General features: G+C 38.4%; 13 protein-coding genes. 12 read left to right on the top strand and 1 reads right to left on the bottom strand.

Annotation, left to right across the window (positions count from 1 at the left end):
- Window positions 1–2: 2 nt before the first annotated feature.
- The 12 genes from msrB to I2H52_RS01255 all read left to right on the top strand — a co-directional run bounded on the left by msrB (window position 3) and on the right by I2H52_RS01255 (window position 19,329).
- Window positions 3–1,115, top strand: a complete 1,113-nt coding sequence (gene msrB / locus I2H52_RS01200) for a peptide-methionine (R)-S-oxide reductase MsrB (protein WP_049500249.1) — start codon at window positions 3–5, stop codon at window positions 1,113–1,115.
- Between the two features lie 70 nt (window positions 1,116–1,185).
- Window positions 1,186–1,923, top strand: coding sequence for a response regulator transcription factor (locus tag I2H52_RS01205; protein WP_084939023.1), 738 nt, complete (start codon window positions 1,186–1,188; stop codon window positions 1,921–1,923).
- A complete protein-coding gene (locus tag I2H52_RS01210; RefSeq protein WP_084939024.1) occupies window positions 1,920–3,611 on the top strand; it encodes a cache domain-containing sensor histidine kinase in 1,692 nt (563 codons plus the stop codon). Before I2H52_RS01205 ends, I2H52_RS01210 begins: the two co-directional genes overlap by 4 nt.
- Window positions 3,612–3,722: 111 nt before the next feature.
- Complete coding sequence (locus I2H52_RS01215; RefSeq protein ID WP_084939025.1) at window positions 3,723–4,286, top strand: TIGR01440 family protein; 564 nt, start codon at window positions 3,723–3,725, stop codon at window positions 4,284–4,286.
- A gap of 2 nt (window positions 4,287–4,288) precedes the next feature.
- Window positions 4,289–10,147 carry a ZmpA/ZmpB/ZmpC family metallo-endopeptidase gene (locus tag I2H52_RS01220; protein ID WP_195593797.1) on the top strand — a complete coding sequence of 1,953 codons (5,859 nt, stop codon included), beginning with the start codon at window positions 4,289–4,291 and terminating at the stop codon, window positions 10,145–10,147.
- 74 nt (window positions 10,148–10,221) lie between these two features.
- Window positions 10,222–11,943, top strand: coding sequence for an aminodeoxychorismate synthase component I (gene pabB / locus I2H52_RS01225; protein WP_084939027.1), 1,722 nt, complete (start codon window positions 10,222–10,224; stop codon window positions 11,941–11,943).
- 104 nt (window positions 11,944–12,047) lie between these two features.
- Window positions 12,048–12,848 (top strand): excalibur calcium-binding domain-containing protein, encoded by an 801-nt coding sequence (locus I2H52_RS01230; RefSeq protein ID WP_052689754.1) that lies wholly within the window; start codon window positions 12,048–12,050, stop codon window positions 12,846–12,848.
- A 100-nt stretch (window positions 12,849–12,948) separates the two neighbouring features.
- Window positions 12,949–13,908, top strand: coding sequence for an ROK family glucokinase (locus I2H52_RS01235; RefSeq protein WP_045592178.1), 960 nt, complete (start codon window positions 12,949–12,951; stop codon window positions 13,906–13,908).
- A 98-nt stretch (window positions 13,909–14,006) separates the two neighbouring features.
- Complete coding sequence (locus tag I2H52_RS01240) at window positions 14,007–14,846, top strand: thymidylate synthase (protein WP_195593800.1); 840 nt, start codon at window positions 14,007–14,009, stop codon at window positions 14,844–14,846.
- A gap of 635 nt (window positions 14,847–15,481) precedes the next feature.
- Window positions 15,482–16,372, top strand: coding sequence for a helix-turn-helix domain-containing protein (locus I2H52_RS01245; protein ID WP_045592172.1), 891 nt, complete (start codon window positions 15,482–15,484; stop codon window positions 16,370–16,372).
- 223 nt (window positions 16,373–16,595) lie between these two features.
- Window positions 16,596–17,792 (top strand): radical SAM protein, encoded by a 1,197-nt coding sequence (locus tag I2H52_RS01250; protein ID WP_195593803.1) that lies wholly within the window; start codon window positions 16,596–16,598, stop codon window positions 17,790–17,792.
- Window positions 17,785–19,329, top strand: coding sequence for an ATP-binding cassette domain-containing protein (locus I2H52_RS01255; protein WP_195594894.1), 1,545 nt, complete (start codon window positions 17,785–17,787; stop codon window positions 19,327–19,329). Before I2H52_RS01250 ends, I2H52_RS01255 begins: the two co-directional genes overlap by 8 nt.
- A gap of 423 nt (window positions 19,330–19,752) precedes the next feature.
- On the opposite strand, the gene I2H52_RS01260 is transcribed toward I2H52_RS01255, so the two are convergent.
- The gene (locus tag I2H52_RS01260) at window positions 19,753–19,923 is read right to left on the bottom strand and encodes a DUF3042 family protein (RefSeq protein WP_045592164.1); all 171 of its coding nucleotides are present in this window, start codon (window positions 19,921–19,923) and stop codon (window positions 19,753–19,755) included.
- Window positions 19,924–19,939 lie beyond the last annotated feature (16 nt).

Consider the following 19,939-nt stretch of genomic DNA (forward strand, 5'->3'; position numbering starts at 1 on the left):
CTATGAATGATAAAGTAAAACTTTTTGTCTTGGCAGGGGTCATTCTCCTAGTCCTAACCGGTTTCTATTTTCTATTGATGCGAAATGCAGGGCAGACAGATAGCTCGCAAATTGAGAAAGCATCCGTTAGCCAAGGAGGAAAAACAGTGAAAAAAACAGAAGTGAGTAAAGACGCAGACTTGCACGAAATTTATCTAGCTGGGGGATGTTTCTGGGGAGTGGAGGAATACTTCTCACGCGTGTCTGGAGTAACCGATGCCGTTTCAGGCTATGCAAACGGAAGAGGGGAAACAACCAAGTACGAATTGATTAACCAAACAGGACATGCGGAGACTGTCCATGTCACCTATGATGCCAATCAAATTTCCCTCAAGGAAATTCTGCTTCATTACTTCCGCATTATCAATCCAACCAGCAAAAATAAACAAGGAAATGATGTGGGAACCCAGTATCGTACCGGCGTTTATTACACAGATGACAAGGATTTGGAGGTGATCAACCAAGTCTTTGATGAAGTTGCTAAGAAATATGACCAACCTCTGGCAGTTGAAAAGGAGACCTTGAAGAATTTTGTGGTGGCTGAGGACTATCACCAAGACTACCTCAAGAAAAATCCAAATGGCTACTGTCATATCAATGTCAATCAGGCCGCCTATCCCGTCATCGATGCCAGCAAATATCCTAAACCAAGTGATGAGGAATTGAAAAAGACCTTGTCACCTGAGGAGTATGCAGTTACCCAGAAAAATCAAACAGAACGAGCTTTTTCAAACCGCTACTGGGATAAATTCGAATCTGGTATCTATGTGGATGTGGCAACTGGCGAACCCCTCTTTTCATCAAAAGACAAGTTTGAGTCTGGTTGTGGCTGGCCTAGTTTCACCCAACCCATCAGCCCAGATGTTGCTACCTACAAAGAAGATAAGTCCTACAATATGACACGCATGGAAGTGAGAAGCCGAGTTGGAGATTCTCACCTTGGTCATGTCTTTACAGATGGACCACAGGACAAGGGGGGCTTGCGCTACTGTATCAATAGTCTCTCTATCCGATTTATTCCCAAAGACCAAATGGCAGAAAAAGGCTATGCTTATTTACTAGATTATGTTGATTAAGAAGTCTTTCATAAGCAGTTAGAGGAGAATTTTGCTATACTGATACTAGTAAGTGACAAAGGAGCAGAGCATGACCTACACAATCTTAATCGTAGAAGATGAGTATCTGGTAAGACAAGGCTTGACCAAGCTGGTCAATGTAGCAGCCTATGGTATGGAAATCATCGGTCAGGCTGAAAATGGAAGACAGGCTTGGGACTTGATTCAAAAGCAGGTGCCAGATATCATTTTAACCGATATCAACATGCCTCAGCTAAATGGCATCCAGTTGGCCAGTCTGGTCCGAGAAACCTATCCTCAGGTGCATTTGGTTTTTTTGACTGGCTACGATGCTTTTGATTATGCCTTGTCTGCTGTCAAACTCGGTGTGGATGACTACCTGCTCAAGCCCTTTTCTCGTCAGGATATTGAGGAAATGTTGGGGAAAATCAAGCAAAAACTAGACAAGGAAGAAAAAGAAGAGCAGTTACAAGATTTATTAACCGATAAGTTTGAGGGAAACATAGCCCAGAAGATCCAGTCCCATCTGGCTGACAGTCAGTTTAGTTTAAAGTCTTTAGCCAGTGAATTGGGCTTTAGTCCGACTTATTTGAGTTCCTTGATTAAGAAAGAGTTGGGGCTGCCTTTTCAGGATTACCTGGTGAGAGAGCGTATCAAACAAGCCAAGCTCTTGCTTCTGACCACGGATTTAAAGATTTATCAGATAGCCGAAAAGGTTGGTTTTGAAGATATGAACTACTTTACTCAACGTTTTAAACAGATTGCAGGTGTGACACCTCGTCAGTTTAAGAAGGGAGAAGGCCGATGAAGCGTTCTTCTCTTTTAGTCAGAATGGTTATTTCCATCTTTCTGGTCTTTCTCATTCTCCTAGCTGTGGTTGGGACTTTCTACTATCAATCGAGTTCATCAGCCATTGAGTATACGATTGAGGGCAATAGCCAAACGACAATTAGCCAGACTAGCCACTTTATTCAGTCTTATATCAAAAAATTAGAAACCACCTCGATCAGTTTGACCCAGCAGAAGGATATCCTAGCCTATGCTGAGAATCCTAACCAAGTCCAAGCCAAGGGAATCAGAGATCTGTTTTTGACCATCTTAAAGGCAGACCAGGACTTGAAAACGGTGGTACTGGTCACCAAATCCGGTCAGGTTATTTCTACAGATGACAGTGTGCAGATGAAAACTTCCTCAGATATGATGGCTGAGGATTGGTACCAAAAGGCTATTCATCAGGGAGCTAAGCCAGTTTTAACCCCAGCTCGTAAATCAGATAGTCAATGGGTTATTTCTGTCACTCAGGAACTTGTTGATGCAAAGGGAGCCAATCTTGGTGTGCTTCGCTTGGATATTTCCTATGAAACTCTGGAAGCCTATCTCAACCAACTCCAGTTGGGCCAGCAGGGCTTTGCCTTTATCATCAATGAGAAGCATGAATTTGTCTACCATCCTGAACGTACTGTCTATAGCTCAGCGAGTGAAATGGAGGCCATGAAACCCTACATTGAGACGGGACAGGGCTATACGCTGAACCATCAATCCTACGTTAGTCAGGAACAGATTGCAGGGACTGATTGGACGGTTATAGGCGTGTCTTCGTTGGAGAAGTTAGACCAGGTTCGGAGCCAACTCATGTGGACCTTTCTTGCTGCTAGTGCCTTATCTCTTCTTGCCTGTATCTGCTTGGTGTGGTTCAGTCTTAAACGCTGGATTGCTCCTCTGAATGACTTGAGAGAAACCATGCTGGAAATTGCTTCTGGTGCTCAAAATCTGCGTGCCAAAGAAACTGGTGCCTATGAACTGAGAGAAGTGACTCGCCAGTTTAATGCCATGTTGGATCAGATTGATCAGCTGATGGCAGCTATTCGCAGGCAGGAAGAAGCGACCCGTCAGTATGAACTTCAAGCCCTGTCGAGCCAGATTAATCCGCATTTTCTCTATAACACCTTGGATACCATCATCTGGATGGCTGAATTTCAGGATAGTCAGCGAGTGGTTCAGGTGACCAAGTCTTTGGCAACCTATTTCCGCTTGGCGCTCAATCAAGGAAAGGATTTGATTTCTCTTTCTGATGAAATCAATCATGTCCGCCAGTACCTCTTTATCCAGAAGCAACGCTATGGGGATAAGTTGGAGTATGAAATTGCTGAAGATCCTGACTTTGATAATTTAGTCTTGCCTAAACTGGTGCTACAACCCCTTGTAGAAAATGCCCTTTATCACGGCATCAAGGAGAAAGATGGACAGGGACATATTAAAGTTTCCGTCCAGAAAAAGGATTCAGGACTAATCATCCGCATTGAGGATGATGGTGTTGGTTTCCAAGCTACTAGCGATAGTAGTCAAAGTCAGCTCAAACGTGGAGGAGTTGGTTTGCAAAACGTTGATCAACGCCTCAAACTTCATTTTGGAGACAATTACCAGATGAAGATCAATTCTGTACCCGAAAAAGGGACGATGGTTGAAATATACATAAATAGAATAGAAACTAGTTAACTCCCAGTCAATTCTGGGAGTTTTACTTTTTAAAATTCAGATTGATCAGTCCGCCTTGATAAAATCATTAAAAAAAGATATGATAGTAGGAGAAAAATGAGGTTAAGAGTGATGGACAAAAGTAGAATTAAAACAGAAACAAAGCAAGTAATTGAAGATGTTTTGAAAAAGGCTGGATTGCGTGAAGGAAGCCTCTTTGTCCTAGGTCTATCCTCCAGCGAAGTTTTAGGAGGCCATATTGGCAAGGAATCAAGCCAAGAAATTGGCGAAATCATAGTGAAGACGATTCTAGATATCCTAGAAGAAAAAAGGATTCATCTAGCCGTTCAAGGTTGCGAGCATGTCAATCGGGCTCTGGTTGTTGAACGTCAGGTGGCAGAGCAGTTTGGTCTGGAAATCGTCAGCGTCCTTCCAACTCTTCATGCAGGGGGTTCGGGTCAGCTAGCTGCCTTTAAGTTCATGAAAGACCCTGTTGAAGTGGAGTTCATCACGGCTCATGCAGGAATTGATATCGGAGATACCGCAATTGGTATGCATGTCAAGCATGTGCAGGTTCCGATTCGACCAGTTTTGCGTGAGATTGGGTACGCCCACGTAACGGCTCTAGCTAGCCGTCCAAAACTCATTGGTGGTGCGCGTGCGCATTATCCGAAAGATTCTATTAGAAAGTCGTGAAAATGAGAAAAACAAAACAACAACTAGAAAAGATCACAAAATATTCAATTCGTAAGCTAACTGTTGGGGTAGGTCCTGTAGCCATTGGGGCCTTCCTTTTTGGTGCCAGTACCCTTTCCGTAGATAAGGTCCAAGCCAATGAAGTTGGCAGTGCTCATAGTGTTCATTACCGTTATTTAGCGGAGCAGGAATTGACCGAGTCTGAAAAAGCCCTGATTCATCATGAGGTTCCAACAGAATTTCAAGATGAAGATATTATTTATGTAGTTTATCGCAAGAAGGCAACTACCAGTCAACAACTTCCTTACACAGGAAGTAAAGATTTAGCCTTGGCAGGTCTTGGTTTAGCAACGGCCTCGCTAGCGGTTTTATTAGTTTCCAAGAAACGCCGTAGTAAAGTACTTGGGGTTCTCTTAATCAGCTCTATTGGAGTCAGCAATTTTGTACCTTTTACTGCCTTTGCATTTGAAAATAAAGAGTTACTTTCTTATAACCAAACTGTTTCTGCATCTACACATGAAGGCTTGGCTGAAGGGATTATCCGCATTGATGGCTATGAATACATTGGATACTTTAAGGAAACAGAACTCCATCCATCAAAACCAGCTTCAGCTGAGAACTCTCAGTTGCCAGTAGAAAAGCAAAGTTCAAAAGAAATCGAGAAGACAGAAGTAGTTCAAGAGACACCGACTGTCACTCCTGAAACTGTTGTCGAGAAACCTCTAGTACAAACTCCAGTTGCTCCTGCTGTTGAAGAAAAACCAGTTTCTGAGAAGCCTCAGACTAAGCAGGAAGAGAGCTTGGTAGAGATTCCTTTTGAAACAGTCACAAGTCCAGATGCGAATCTAGCAGAAGGACAGACTCGTATCGTAACAGCTGGAGTAAATGGTAAGCGTCGTCTTGTAACCAAAGTATCGATGGTTAATGGTCAAGAAGTTAGAGAAGTTATCGAAGATCAAGTGGTTCAAAATCCTGTGTCTCAAGTGATTGTGGTCGGAACTAAGAAAGAGGTGCAACCTGCCCCAGCTCCAGCACCACAAGCTGAACCAACTCACCAAGTAGCTAAAGGTACGCAAGAAGAAGGCAAAGAAGGTCAATCTTTAACGCAACCCGAATTACCAGAGGTTACAGTAGAGTCTAAAGGAACTCAAGAGGCAGGTAAAGAAGGTCAATCCTTAACGCAACCATCCTTACCAGAAGCTACGGTCGCAGTTAAAGGCACTCAAGAGGAAGGCAAGGAAGGTCAAGCTCTTGTACAAGAACAGTTACCTGAGTACAAAGTAACTGAGGGAACCCTTGTTGAAACATCGACTACAGACCTAGACTACAAAACTGAAACGACTGAGGATCCAACTAAGTATACAGACGAAGAAACTGTTGTAAGAAATGGTGAAAAAGGAAGTCAAGTTACTAAAACAACTTATAAAACAGTAGAAGGTGTTAAAACTGACCAAGTTCTTTCAACTAGCACAGAAGTTACCAAGGAGCCTGTAAACCAACAGGTAAGTCGTGGGACAAAACCAATTGAAGGAACTCTTGTAGAAGAAAGTCTTGAAAAGATTCCATTTAAGGAAGTTGTTAAAGAAGATGACCAACTGAAAAAAGGCTTAGAAGTTGTAGCTCAAGAAGGAAAAGAAGGCCAGAAAAAAATCACCAAGACCTTTAATACCATTAAGGGAGTTAAAACAGAGGACGCTCCAAAAGTTACAGAGGAAATCCTTGAGGCACCTCAAGACAAAATTTTGAAACGTGGTACCAAGACCTTTGAAAAACCAGTATTGACCATCACAGCAGTTGAGCCTAAGGATTTGAAGCGTACTTCAGATGTTAAGTATAGTCTAGAAAATCCAAGTAAGGCAGCTATTAAATCTATTACCTTAACTCTGAAAAAAGGTGATGAGATTGTCAAAACCTTGAATGTTTCACCAGACGACTTGACAACTACCCTGACAGATTTACAGTACTACAAGGATTATAAACTTGAAACGAAGATGGTTTATGACCGTGGTGAGGGTGATGAGGAAGAGGTTCTGAAAGAAGAACCGCTAAGACTTGACCTTAAAAAAGTTGAAATCAAAAACATCAAAGAAACAAGCTTGATGAGTGTGGATGATGCTGGTGTTGAAACAGATAAGAGCTTACTTACTGAAAAACCGACAGACGTTGCTCCACTTTACTTACGAGTGATAACTCATGATAATAAGACAACAAGACTTACGGTAAGTTCTGTTGAAGAAGTGGTTGTCGATGGAAAAACATTGTACAAAGTGGTAGCAAAAGCTCCAAACTTAGTTCAACGTAGAGCAGATGATACTTTCAGTGAAGAGTATGTTCATTACTTTGAAAAACAAAAATTAAAAGAAGGTAATGTATATTACAACTTCAATGAGCTTGTAAAAGATATGCAAGCTAACCCAACGGGTGAGTTTAAACTTGGTGTGGATCTTAATGCTGCAAATGTTCCGACTCCGAATAAACAATACGTGACGAACATTTTTAAAGGTAAGTTGTATAGTGAAGGTGATAAACGTTATACCATTCACAATCTAGCTCGACCATTGTTCAACCGTGTTGAAAATGCTCATATTCATGACATCAACTTTGGTAATGTGAATATCAATATGCCGTGGGCTGATAAAACCGCTCCACTTGGAGATATGTTTAAGAACTCAACGATTGAGAATATTAAGGTTACGGGTAATGTGGTTGGTAATAACGACGTTACAGGTATGGTCAACAAACTAGATGAATCCAATATGCGTAATGTAGCCTTTATCGGTAAAATCGAAAGCGTGGGTAACAAAGGTTGGTGGTCTGGTGGACTTGTAAGTGAAAGCTGGAGAAGCAATGTAGATAGTTCTTATGTTGAAGCTGACATTAAAGCCAACAATGCTAAATTTGGTGGATTGATTGCCAAAGTCAACCATGGTGGAAATCCAAATGATGTTAAACAAAAAGGTCGTTTAACTAAATCTGTGGTCAAAGGGACATTGACACTCAAAACCAATAATCAAAGCGGTGGTTTAATTCACGAAAACTATGACTGGGGTTGGGTTGAAAATAACGTCAGCATGATGAAAGTGACAAATGGTGAAATGATGTATGGTTCAGGGTCAGTTGACTCAGGTGACCCATACTTCGGATTTGATTACTTCAAGAACAATGTGTATGTGAACGATGTTGCATCAGGTAACGTTTCTTATAACCGTTCAAAACAGATTAAGGGTGTCGACCAAGCAGAAGCGGATAAACGTATTGCTTCGTTCAATATCACAGCCGATAAATATGAAATCACACCATATTTGACTGATAAATTAAATCACGTAGCGTATAAAGAAGACACGTACAAAACTACTCAAGATTATAATGCAGAACGTGAACTTGCTTACCGAAATGTTGAAAAACTTCAACCGTTCTACAATAAAGAGTGGATTGTGAATCAAGGTAATAAGACTCCTGAAGGATCTAAATTATTAACTACAGAAGTATTATCTGTGACAGGTATGAAAGATGGGCAATTTGTAACTGACTTGTCAGATGTCGATCATATTATGATTCATTATGCTGATGGTACTAAGGAAGAAAAAGTTGTCACACGTAAAGCTGATTCTCAAGTCCAACAAGTTCGTGAATATAGTATCGAAGGTCTTGGTGACGTCGTTTATACACCGAATATGGTTGTTAAAGATAGAACACAATTAATCAACGATATTAAAGCAAAATTAGCAGGTGTTGAATTGATTTCACCTGAAGTGCGTGCGTTAATGGACAAACGTGGTAAAGCTGAAGAAAATACTGATGGTCGTAAAGATGGTTATATTAAAAATCTATTCCTTGAAGAAAGCTTTGAAGAAACTAAAGCTAATTTGGATAAATTAGTCAAAGCTTTAGCCGAAAACGAAGACCATCAATTGAATAGTGATGAAGCTGCCATGAAAGCTCTTCTTAAAAAAGTAGAAGACAACAAAGCTAAAATTATGATGGCTCTTACTTATTTAAATCGTTATTATGGATTTAAATACAATGATATGAGCATTAAAGACCTTATGATGTTCAAGCCTGATTTTTATGGTAAGAACGTTAGCGTTATTGATAGATTGATTCAAATTGGTTCACGTGAACATTTCTTGAAAGGAGACCGAACTCAAGATGCTTATCGTGATGTGATTGCGGGAGCAACAGGTAAAGGTAATTTAAATGACTTCTTAACATATAACATGAAACTCTTTACAGAAGATACTGATATGAATGTATGGTATAAGAAAGCTATTTCTCATACTAACTATGTAGTTGAGAAACAATCATCTAACCCTGATTTTGCTAATAAGAAATATCACTTATATGAAAACTTAAATAACGGTGAACATGGTCGATACATTTTACCACTTCTTAATACGAAGAAGGCTCACATGTTCTTAATTTCAACGTACAATACGCTAGCGTTTAGTGCATTTGAGAAATATGGTAAGAATACAGAATCTGAACGTGAAGCGTTTAAGAAAGAAATCGACTTACGTGCTCAAGAGCAAAATAATTACTTAGACTTCTGGTCAAGACTTGCTGCTGATAATGTACGTAATCAGTTGTTGAAATCTGAAAACATGGTTCCATCAGCAATTTGGGATAACCAAGATGTTCCAGGTAATGGATGGGCTGACCGAATGGGTCATAATAAGAATGGTGACTATGCTCCAGTTCGTGAGTTCTATGGACCTACAGGTAAATGGCACGGATATAACGGTATGGGTGCGTACGCTTATATCTTTTCTAACCCACAAAATTCAGAAGCTGTATACTACATCATCTCTAGTATGATTAGTGATTATGGTACATCTGCATTCACTCACGAAACAACTCATATCAATGACCGTATGGCCTACTTAGGAACATGGCGTCACCGTGAAGGGACAGATATTGAATCATTTGCTCAAGGTATGCTACAATCACCATCTCTTACAAACTATAATGGTGAATATGGTTCACTTGGATTGAATATGGCGTACGAACGTAAAAATGATGGTACACAAATTTATAACTATGATCCTAATATGTTAAGTAGTCGTGAGAAGATTGATCACTACATGAAGAACTATAACGAATCAATGATGATGCTTGATTACTTAGAAGCAGAATCTGTCATCAAGAAAAATACTGGAACTAACGATAAGTGGTTCAAGAAAATCGATAAGAAATATCGCGAAAAAGCGAGCTATAATAAGTTAGAAGGTGCACCACACCAATGGGATTTAGTTCGTGATTTAAATGATGATGAGAAGAGTATGAAACTGACAGCTATTGATCAACTTGTAGATAACAACTTCGCTACTAAACACGGGCTACCAGGTAATGGTCATTACCGTACTGAAGGATTCGATTCTGCTTATACTGTTGTGAATATGATGACTGGTATTTACGGTGGTAACACAAGTAAGAGTACGGCTGGCTCAATCTCATTCAAACACAATACATTCCGTATGTGGGGCTACTACGGTTACCTTGATGGATTCTTAGGGTATGCATCTAACAAGTATAAACAAGAATCTAAAGCAGCCGGTAACGTAGGTCTAGGTGATGACTTTATCATCCAAAAAGTTTCTAAAGGTAGATTTAATACATTAGAAGAGTGGAAGAAAGAATGGTATAAAGAAGTCAGAGCTAAAGCTGAGAAAGGTTTTGTAGAAATTGAAATTGATGGTCAAAAGATTTCAACATATGAAAAACTTCAAGAGCTATTCGATGCTGCAGTTGAAAAAGACCTTCAAGGTAATAAATTTGATAATACAGTGAATCTTAAATGGAAAGTTTACAAACAACTCTTGCAGAAATCAGACGGATTTACTGGAGATTTATTCACTAAATAGTAGATAGGACTAGTAAAATGAAAAAAGGTAGATCAGCTTTGTCTGTATCTGCCTTTTTGTGCTATACTTAAGATATGCATAGAAAAACAGTGATTGATTTTAGGGCTTTGGGGGAGAGATACACCTTCACTCAGCCTATCAAAGAGTTAAAAACGAGAGATTTAGCAGAAGTGGCAGACCTGCTGGCACAAGTGGAAAGCTACCAAGAGCAAGGCTATTATGTCGTGGGCTATGTTAGCTATGAGGCTGCACCTGCTTTTGAGAAAAAACTAGCAGTTCACAAACTTCCTCTACTGGGCGAATATTTGCTTTACTTTACCGTTCACGATAAGGTGGAAACATCCCCTATTCCTCTGACTTATGAGGAAGTAGATTTGCCTTCAAAGTGGCGGGAACAAACATCTGCAGAGGACTATGAAAAAGCTATTTCCCAGATTCACCATCATTTGCGTCAGGGGGACACCTACCAGGTAAATTACACTGTCCAACTCAAGCAAGACTTAAACGCCAATCCTTTTGCCATCTACAATCGTATGGTGGTAGAGCAGGAGGCGGGCTACAATGCCTATGTGGAACATGACGAGATGGCAGTGATTTCCATGAGTCCAGAGCTCTTTTTTGAGCAAAATGACCGGGAATTAACGACTCGCCCGATGAAGGGAACAACTCAGCGTGGTCTGACTGACGATGAAGATTTGAAAGAGGCAGCTTGGTTGGAGCAAGATCCTAAAAATCGCTCTGAAAATATGATGATTGTGGATCTCTTGCGCAATGATATGAACCGTATTTCTGAAGTGGGTAGTGAGCATGTGGAGCGTCTGTGCCAAGTGGAGCAGTATTCGACTGTTTGGCAGATGACTTCGACCATCAAGAGTCAGTTGCGAGAGGATGTGGACTTGGTTGCCATTTTTCGCTCTCTCTTTCCATGTGGATCTATCACAGGAGCTCCCAAAATTGCGACCATGGAAATCATCAAGAATTTGGAGCCTCAACCGCGTGGAGTTTACTGCGGAACGATTGGTCTCTTGCTTCCAAATGGGCGACGAATTTTCAATGTCGCCATTCGAACCATTCAACTGCATCAAGGGAAAGCCATTTATGGAGTTGGCGGAGGGATTACTTGGGATAGCACTTGGGAATCTGAATACCGAGAGGTTCATCAAAAGGCGGCTGTACTCTATCGTAAACAAGCTCGTTTCCAATTGATTACAACTGGGAAAATCAGCCAGAAACGTTTGCTGTTTGAAGATCAACATCTGGAAAGACTGACAAAGGCGAGTCGTTATTTTGCCTATCCTTTTAATGCAGAAGAACTGAGACAAAAGATAGAGAAAGAGTGTCAGGCCTGCGATTCCCACCAAGACTATCGCTTGCGAATTACTATCAGCAAGTCTGGAGAGATGGAACTCAGTCGCCAAATCTTAACACCCCTCAGTCCAAGTTTCTGCAAAGCCAAACTTTGTCTGCAAGAAGCAGATTTGAATCAATCATTTACCTACTTTAAAATAACTCATAGACCACATTTAAGCCTAGGAGAGCAAGAGAAGATTTACCATAATAAGTCGGGAGAACTACTTGAGACCTCTATTGGAAATCTGGTCTTAAAAATTAATAGTAAACTCTACACACCGCCTATCAGACTTGGAATTTTGCCAGGAATTTACCGCCAGCATTTGCTGGAAACAGGACAGGTAGAGGAAAAAGTCTTGACTTTGGCAGACTTGAACCAAGCAGAAGCTGTCTATGGCTGTAACGCGGTCAGAGGCTTGTATGAGTTGGAAGTGAATTCTAAATAAACTTCATAAACTAAAAAACATAATGGATATGTTGAATTGTTTGAATTGTTGGATTAAGTTTGATAAAATAAGAGGAAAACGATGTCATTTTATGGGAGGAAATGATGAAAAAAACAGTTCTTTTTAAAGCTGGTCTAGCTAGCTTTTCTGCGTTGATGATGCTCGCTCAACCGACTTTTGCTAATGATACAATTCACTTTTCAAATTGTACAGAAGCGTGGGAAAATGGATATTCTGATATCCATAGAGGAGAGCCTGGATATTCTTCAAGACTAGACAAAGATGGTGATGGAGTTGCCTGTGAACGCTCAAAAGCTCCTCGAGGTGTTTTTAAACCACGCCAATCTAGTCCACAGAATAGAGTTTCTTCTAGTGGATGGGTTAAGCAGGATGGATATTGGTATTATTATTCTGACAATGGTAATCCAGTAACCAATTCTTGGAAAGGAGATTACTATCTCAAATCAGATGGGACAATGGCTCAGAGTGAATGGATATATGACTCATATTACAAAGGATGGTATTATCTCAAATCGGATGGTTCGTATGCACGAAATACATGGATAGGAAGTTACTACCTTAAAGCAAACGGAAAGCTGGCTCAAAGTGAATGGATTTATGATTCATCATACCAAGCTTGGTATTATTTGAAATCAGATGGATCCTATGCCCAAAATGCTTGGCAAGGCGCTTTTTATCTTAAAGCGAACGGTAAAATGGCACAAGGTGAGTGGATTTATGACTCTTCTTATCAATCCTGGTACTACTTGAAATCAGATGGTTCATACGCTCGTAATATTTGGCAAGGAAATTACTATTTGAAATCAGATGGTAAAATGGCAAAGAATGAGCGAGTTGATGGTGGCAGATATTACGTAGATGGTTCTGGCCTTTGGAAACCATAAATCAGAATAATTTCTAGGAAGTTAATGCAAACCTTTGCACAAAACAGACGATTTTGTTATACTATATCTGTAAGCATTTTCAATTAAAAAGGAGAAGACGATGAGTCAAAAGATTATTGGGATTGACCTTGGTGGGACATCTGTTAAGTTCGCAATTTTAACTCAAGAGGGAGAAATCCAAGAAAAATGGTCTATCAAGACTAATATTTTGGACGAAGGAAGCCATATCGTAGATGATATGATCGAGTCTATTCAGCATCGTTTGAACTTGCTTGGATTGTCAGCTACAGATTTCCGAGGCATTGGAATGGGATCACCTGGTGTGGTTGACCGTGAAAAAGGGACTGTTATCGGTGCCTACAACCTCAACTGGAAAACCCTTCAACCAATCAAAGAAAAGATTGAAAAAGCCTTGGGGATTCCATTCTTCATCGATAATGATGCCAATGTAGCTGCTCTTGGTGAGCGCTGGATGGGGGCTGGTGACAACCAACCGGACGTTGTCTTTATGACACTTGGTACCGGTGTTGGTGGCGGTATCGTCGCAGAAGGAAAATTGCTCCACGGTGTTGCGGGTGCGGCAGGAGAGCTTGGTCACATCACTGTTGACTTTGACCAACCAATCGCATGTACCTGTGGTAAAAAAGGCTGTTTGGAGACAGTTGCTTCAGCAACAGGGATTGTTAACTTGACTCGTCGTTATGCAGATGAATACGAAGGTGATGCAGCCTTGAAACGTTTGATCGATGACGGAGAAGAAGTAACTGCTAAAACTGTCTTTGACCTTGCAAAAGAAGGGGACGACCTTGCCTTGATCGTTTACCGTAACTTCTCACGTTACTTGGGTATCGCGTGTGCTAACATCGGATCAATCCTAAACCCATCAACAATCGTTATCGGTGGTGGGGTGTCAGCAGCGGGAGAATTCCTTCTTCAAGGCGTTCAGAAAGTCTATGACGAAAATACCTTCCCACAAGTACGTACATCTACTAAATTGGCTCTTGCAACTCTAGGAAATGACGCTGGAGTTATCGGAGCAGCATCACTTGTATTGCAATAAGATCATAAAGGGAGAAAAACACTACTTTAAAGCCAGTGATTTTCCTCCTTTCTTTTTTTATGCTATACTAGTTAGGACAATAAATGAGGTGAGAGTAAATGACAAAAGCTGATACGATTTTTAAAGAAAATATTGAACGAATCCTCAAAGATGGTGTATTTTCTGAGCAGGCTCGTCCCAAGTACAAGGATGGGACAGTTGCTAATTCCAAGTACGTAACGGGTGTATTTGCCGAGTATGACTTGGCTAAGGGGGAATTTCCCATCACAACCTTGCGTTCTATCGCTATCAAATCTGCCATCAAGGAAGTTCTCTGGATCTACCAGGATCAGTCGAATAGCCTAGAAGTGCTGAATAACAAGTACAATGTTCACTACTGGAATGACTGGGAAGTTGGAGACACGGGAACCATCGGTGAGCGCTATGGTGCTGTTGTTAAGAAACACGATATCATCAATAAGATTCTCAAGCAGTTGAAAGCCAACCCTTGGAATCGTCGCAATATCATCTCTCTTTGGGATTACCAAGCATTTGAGGAGACAGACGGCCTCCTTCCATGCGCCTTTCAGACCATGTTTGATGTCCGTCGCGTTGATGGGGAAATCTATCTGGATGCGACCTTGACCCAGCGTTCTAACGATATGTTGGTGGCCCACCACATTAACGCTATGCAGTACGTGGCTCTTCAAATGATGATTGCCAAGCATTTTGGATGGAAGGTTGGGAAGTTTTTCTATTTTATCAACAACCTTCATATCTATGATAATCAGTTTGAACAAGCTGAGGAATTGCTCCGTCGTGAGCCGTCAAACTGCCAACCACGCTTGGTTTTAAATGTTCCTGATGGGACCAATTTCTTTGATATCAAAGCAGAAGACTTTGAGTTGGTTGACTATGATCCGGTTAAGCCACAGCTGAAGTTTGATTTGGCTATTTAAGAAAAATGTAAATATCCTTCTATGACTAGCACCTCATAAGTTAGACAGAAAAATCTAACTTATGAGGTGTTTTCTTATGTTGTAATTTATGAGGATAAAGTTCAAATTTATAATCTGCAAAAGCAGGCTTTTCGTCAACTGTAGTGGTCTAGCGAAAATCCTTTTTAAGACAGGTATAGGAGTTATTGTGCTGACTATAGTTAAACTTTTTCGGACTAAGCATATCCTTCTGTCTGCTAGGACGAGTGTAAGGAGAGATAGGAGTGATGTCTTAATTCAGTAAGAACTTAAGTTTAATGGGAGTTTTGTAACTGGAATTCGCGATAATGTAAGAAAGTTTGATGTTTTCTATCTAGCTAAAGAGGGCAGGCAATACCTGACTGTTACGTACATTACCTGCCTCCAAACTATAGCCGGCGCTCAGCCGTACTTATCGCTGAGCAGTCTAGGCAAAACTCTCCTTAGAAATTAAGATTATCCAACTCCGATAATAATAATTCCTTCTAGTAAAAAGAGTAGGAGTGGTAATATTTTTTGTTTTTTCATGTGTAATCCTCACTTTTGTTTTTTTTTATTATATGTTATTATTGGGGTGAATAAAATATATTCCCATATATGCGTGATGGAGGTTCAGAATGAAAAATTTTGGAGAAATTTTTAAAAAGTTTAGAGAATCAAGAGGATTGCGGTTAAAGGATCTCACGAAGGCTGGTATATCAACATCTCAGCTTTCACGTTTCGAAAAAGGAGAAACGGATTTAACCATTTCAAAGTTTATACATATTCTAAATGAAATTAATATGCCAATTGATGAATTTATGTATGCCGTTCATGATTTTCATCGTGATGAACTAAATGAACTATTAGCTCAGGTTAGGAAATATGTAACGACTCGCGACATTGAAGGGATGAAGAGATTGTTGATATCTCAAATGGAAAATGAAGGAAAACGAGAGAAATTTCATCATATAAATACCATTTTAGTTAAAATTCGTCTTCAGGATTTATCGGGAGAAAAATACTATAATGAAACAGATTTGAATGATTTAACCGATTATCTATTTGGTGTTGAATATTGGGGATATTATGAATTGTTGATTTTCATGAATACTTTGGATGTTCTAAAACATGATGTTTTTATGGTTTTAGCAAGAGAAATGTCTAGACGATCAGATTTTTATAAAGAAATTCCTATTAATCGACGCCTGATTTCAACCATGTTGCTTAATGCTTATATTACCTGTATTGAAAAGAAAAAGTTTATGGATGCTTTGTATTTTGAAAAACAATTGAAACAATGCTTTTTTATCGAGATAGAAATTTATGAAAGACTCATTTTTCTCTATGCTCAAAACCTTTATCGCTATCAAAAAAACGGAAATAAGATTGCAATTATTGAAATGAAAAAATGTATTGGAGCAATAAAATTAGCAGGCAGTAACCACTTAGCAAAGATTTATGAAGGACATTTAAAAAAAGTTTTAGGGGAGGACAGTCATCAAGCAGATATGGGAAAGAAATTTTGACTGAACTATTGAATGATATAATCATATCATCAAATAAAGGAGGATAATAAAATGGATAATCTCAAAATTATCGATTTGGAAGAATTACTAGCCAATAAATCAGCCTATGTTATTCATGATTGCGGCCCTAGTCATTCTTGTGGTGGAGGTCGGTAACGACTATCTTATTTTTATTGTGAGAGGGATTTTTATTCCCTCTCTATGTTATATAGGGGGAATAATTATGTTAAAAGCATTTATTACAGAATCTGATACTCTTTATTTTAATTCTGAAACCTTTACTTTATCAACTTCAATAGATGATTTGAATAATAATATCAAAAAAGAAAACGATTATAATATTTTAAAAAAAGTAGTAATCAATATTTCAAATAACTGTAATCTTTCATGTACATACTGCTATGCTGATGGTGGTAATTACGGAATGATGAATCAACTGATGAATATTGATACAGCAGATAAAATTATTGATCAGCTAGTCTCTCGCAGAATTCAATGTATCAAGAGATTAATCCTTTTTGGAGGCGAGCCGTTTTTAAATATTGATTTGTTTGTTTATATTATTGAAAAGCTATCTAAAAATATTGAGATTCAAAAAATTGAAACTGTGACAAATGGTACCATCTTAAATAAGAAAGTTGAAATGATGATTAACAATTATCATCCTTTTTTAACAGTTAGCCTTGATGGCCCACAATTGATTCACGATAAGTTAAGAGGCAAGGGAAGTCATAGACGAACATTGAATTTTATTCAGTATTTAAAAGAAATAGATTACGAAAATTTTGAAGTCGCTTCTACTTACACGCGGATGCATCAAAAACTTGGATTTCAAAAAGGGGATATCTATAGATATTTTACTGATATGGGTGTTAGATTTAATATCAATAATGTATTTAGCAAAAATAAAATTTTAATAGTTAAAGAAATGGAAATGACTGAAGAAAATAGAAAAACATTTATCGATCAGTCATTCGAAGATATTATCAATAATAATGTTAAAAACTACATTAGCCCGATTGTTTATGATGTGCTACTTTCAATGATTTTTAAAAGTAAGATAGAATCGTTTTGTGATGATATTGATCCAGAAACAACAATAACATTTGATGTTGATGGATCAACTAAATCTTGCTTTAGATTTTGGGGGACCCATAGCAGTGATAAAGTTACACAATTCAATAATAAGGATAACTTTTCTAAGTGTAAAGATTGTTGGTGTAGAGGAATGTGCATGGAATGTGTCGCAAATATGATTGATGGCTATTCATCAATTATTTCTGAAGAAGGAAAATTTATTGAGTGTAAAAAACAAGATTTAATGGAATACTGTATTTATAAAATTATTGAATTGAGTAAGGATAAAGAGTGTTTAACAAAATTAGTTAACAATTTTGAAAGGTTCATTAGATATGCTTAAAAAGTTCATCACAAAAAAACATTTGGTGCTCTATTTTATTTTCATTGCTATTACGTGGTTAGAGGCTATCATCACACCAACCTTGGTATCGATGATTATAGCCAGTTTTGAAAAGAAGATTCTGGATGATTTATGGATAGCTCTTGCTGTAGGTATAATTGGTAATTTATTTATTCTTATTGGGTTGGCTGGGAAAAGGTATTATTATGCCAAGTTAGTAGCAGATTTCACTTGGATCATGAAATATAAATTGTTTGGGCATTTTCTATATAATAAAAATAGTAAAAAAGAGGATATCCTATCCAATCTTGAAAACGATGTCAAACAATTAGAAACGTCTTATCTCGAACCAGCAGTCATTATTATTTCCTCAGTTGGTTTTACAATAGTTTCCATTGTATATGCATTGACAACAAATTTTTGGTTGGGCTGGATATTTATCTTTTTTTACTCTATGCCTGCACTCTGTAGTGGCATAGGTAGTAAAAAATTAGCCCTTATTTCTGAGGAAAAAGCGACGTCGAATCAGGAGTACTTGTCTCAGACAACGAATATCATTGGTGGAGAGAGTGTGATTAAAAATTACGGTGCTATGGATTTCTTCTATTCTATTTTCAGAAGAGCCTTGTCAAAGAGAATTGAGCAGGACATTCGTTATGAACAACAACGTACGATTAATAATATTCTCATTAATAGTATTGACGCATTTTGTTCGGTAGTTCCCATCATTATCGGTGGTATAATGACTTATTATAATTACTTGTCAGGAGCTAGTTTTGTTGCAATTTATCTAGTATCTCATAATATAGGCTATCAATTCAATGAATTGTCATATTTTATCAATACCTATAAATCAAGCAAACAGCTTAGGAATCGTTATGATTTTCTACTTCAAGATGCGATTATACAAACAGATGACCTGTCTTCAACATCACTTTTTCCTATCTTAGTTGATTGCGTCAGTTTAAGTTTTGAAGATAATATACTTTTTGAAAATCTATCATTTGAAATTAAAAAAGGAGAAAAAATTGCTCTAATAGGTGCAAGTGGTTGTGGTAAGTCAACCTTACTTAACCTCATCTATGGGCAACTATCTCCAGATTTGGGGAAGGTGACTTATGCTGGTCAGATCTTAAATCAAGAGCAAGTTGCCAAATCAGCTTCTTATATTTTACAAGATTCCTATATTTTTGATGGATTATCACTTGAGGAGAATATTACCCTTGGAGAGTCGATGGATAATATAAAGATGGACCTGATTCTTAATCGAGTAAATCTAGAATTTTTAAAGGGACATCTTCTTTATGGAAATCATCTTTCTGGTGGGGAAAAGCAACGTATAGAAATCGCTCGCAGTTTGTATCATAATAGTGATCTGATTTTGGCAGACGAGGTTAAAGCCAATCTTGATAAAGTGAATTCAAAACAAATTTCAAATATCTTATTGACCCTTCCACAAACCTTGGTTGAGGTAATCCACCATTATGATGAGGAGACACTTGCACAATACGACAAAGTAATTAATTTGTCTCAGTGACAATCAATAAAAAGAGGAAAGTATGTCTCGTTCATTTGTAAAATTATTAGTACGCGAATTGTTTGCATTTGGCTGACAGTTAACATCATTGTGTATATATACGTTATTACAAAATCTGATATTGTAAATTTAATAGATTCAATATTACCTTTTTATGAATAATATAAGTAAAGAATAGTAGCAAACATATTTAATTTACACCTCAATCATGAAATTTTCTGTCTAACTTTCGTAATATAGATTCATACTTTATTTATCAATTCGATTTCTACTTTTTGATTATAAAGTATGGGTTAAAAGTCGTCGAAATCAAAAAACACATAGTATCAGTTTTTTTGAATACCTGATACTATGTGTTTTATTGTGGAAATATTTATTGGGCATTCTCCTCAAATTAAGTTTATCCCCAACTTCTTTTGTTGCTTAATGTGATACGCGACGGCGAGCTGCTTTTTTGCGGTTTTCTTCAACGAAAGCTGCTTTTTGCTCTTCTGGCTCAATCACTTTCTTTTTAATTGCGTATACTGCACCTGCAACGGCAGCGACAGTTCCTGCGACACCTGTTACAAGACCTTTAGCGAATCCTTTAGCCATGAGTCTTCCTCCTTTA

Source organism: Streptococcus oralis (assembly GCF_015561235.1).
Taxonomy (GTDB): Bacteria; Bacillota; Bacilli; order Lactobacillales; family Streptococcaceae; genus Streptococcus; species Streptococcus oralis_BK.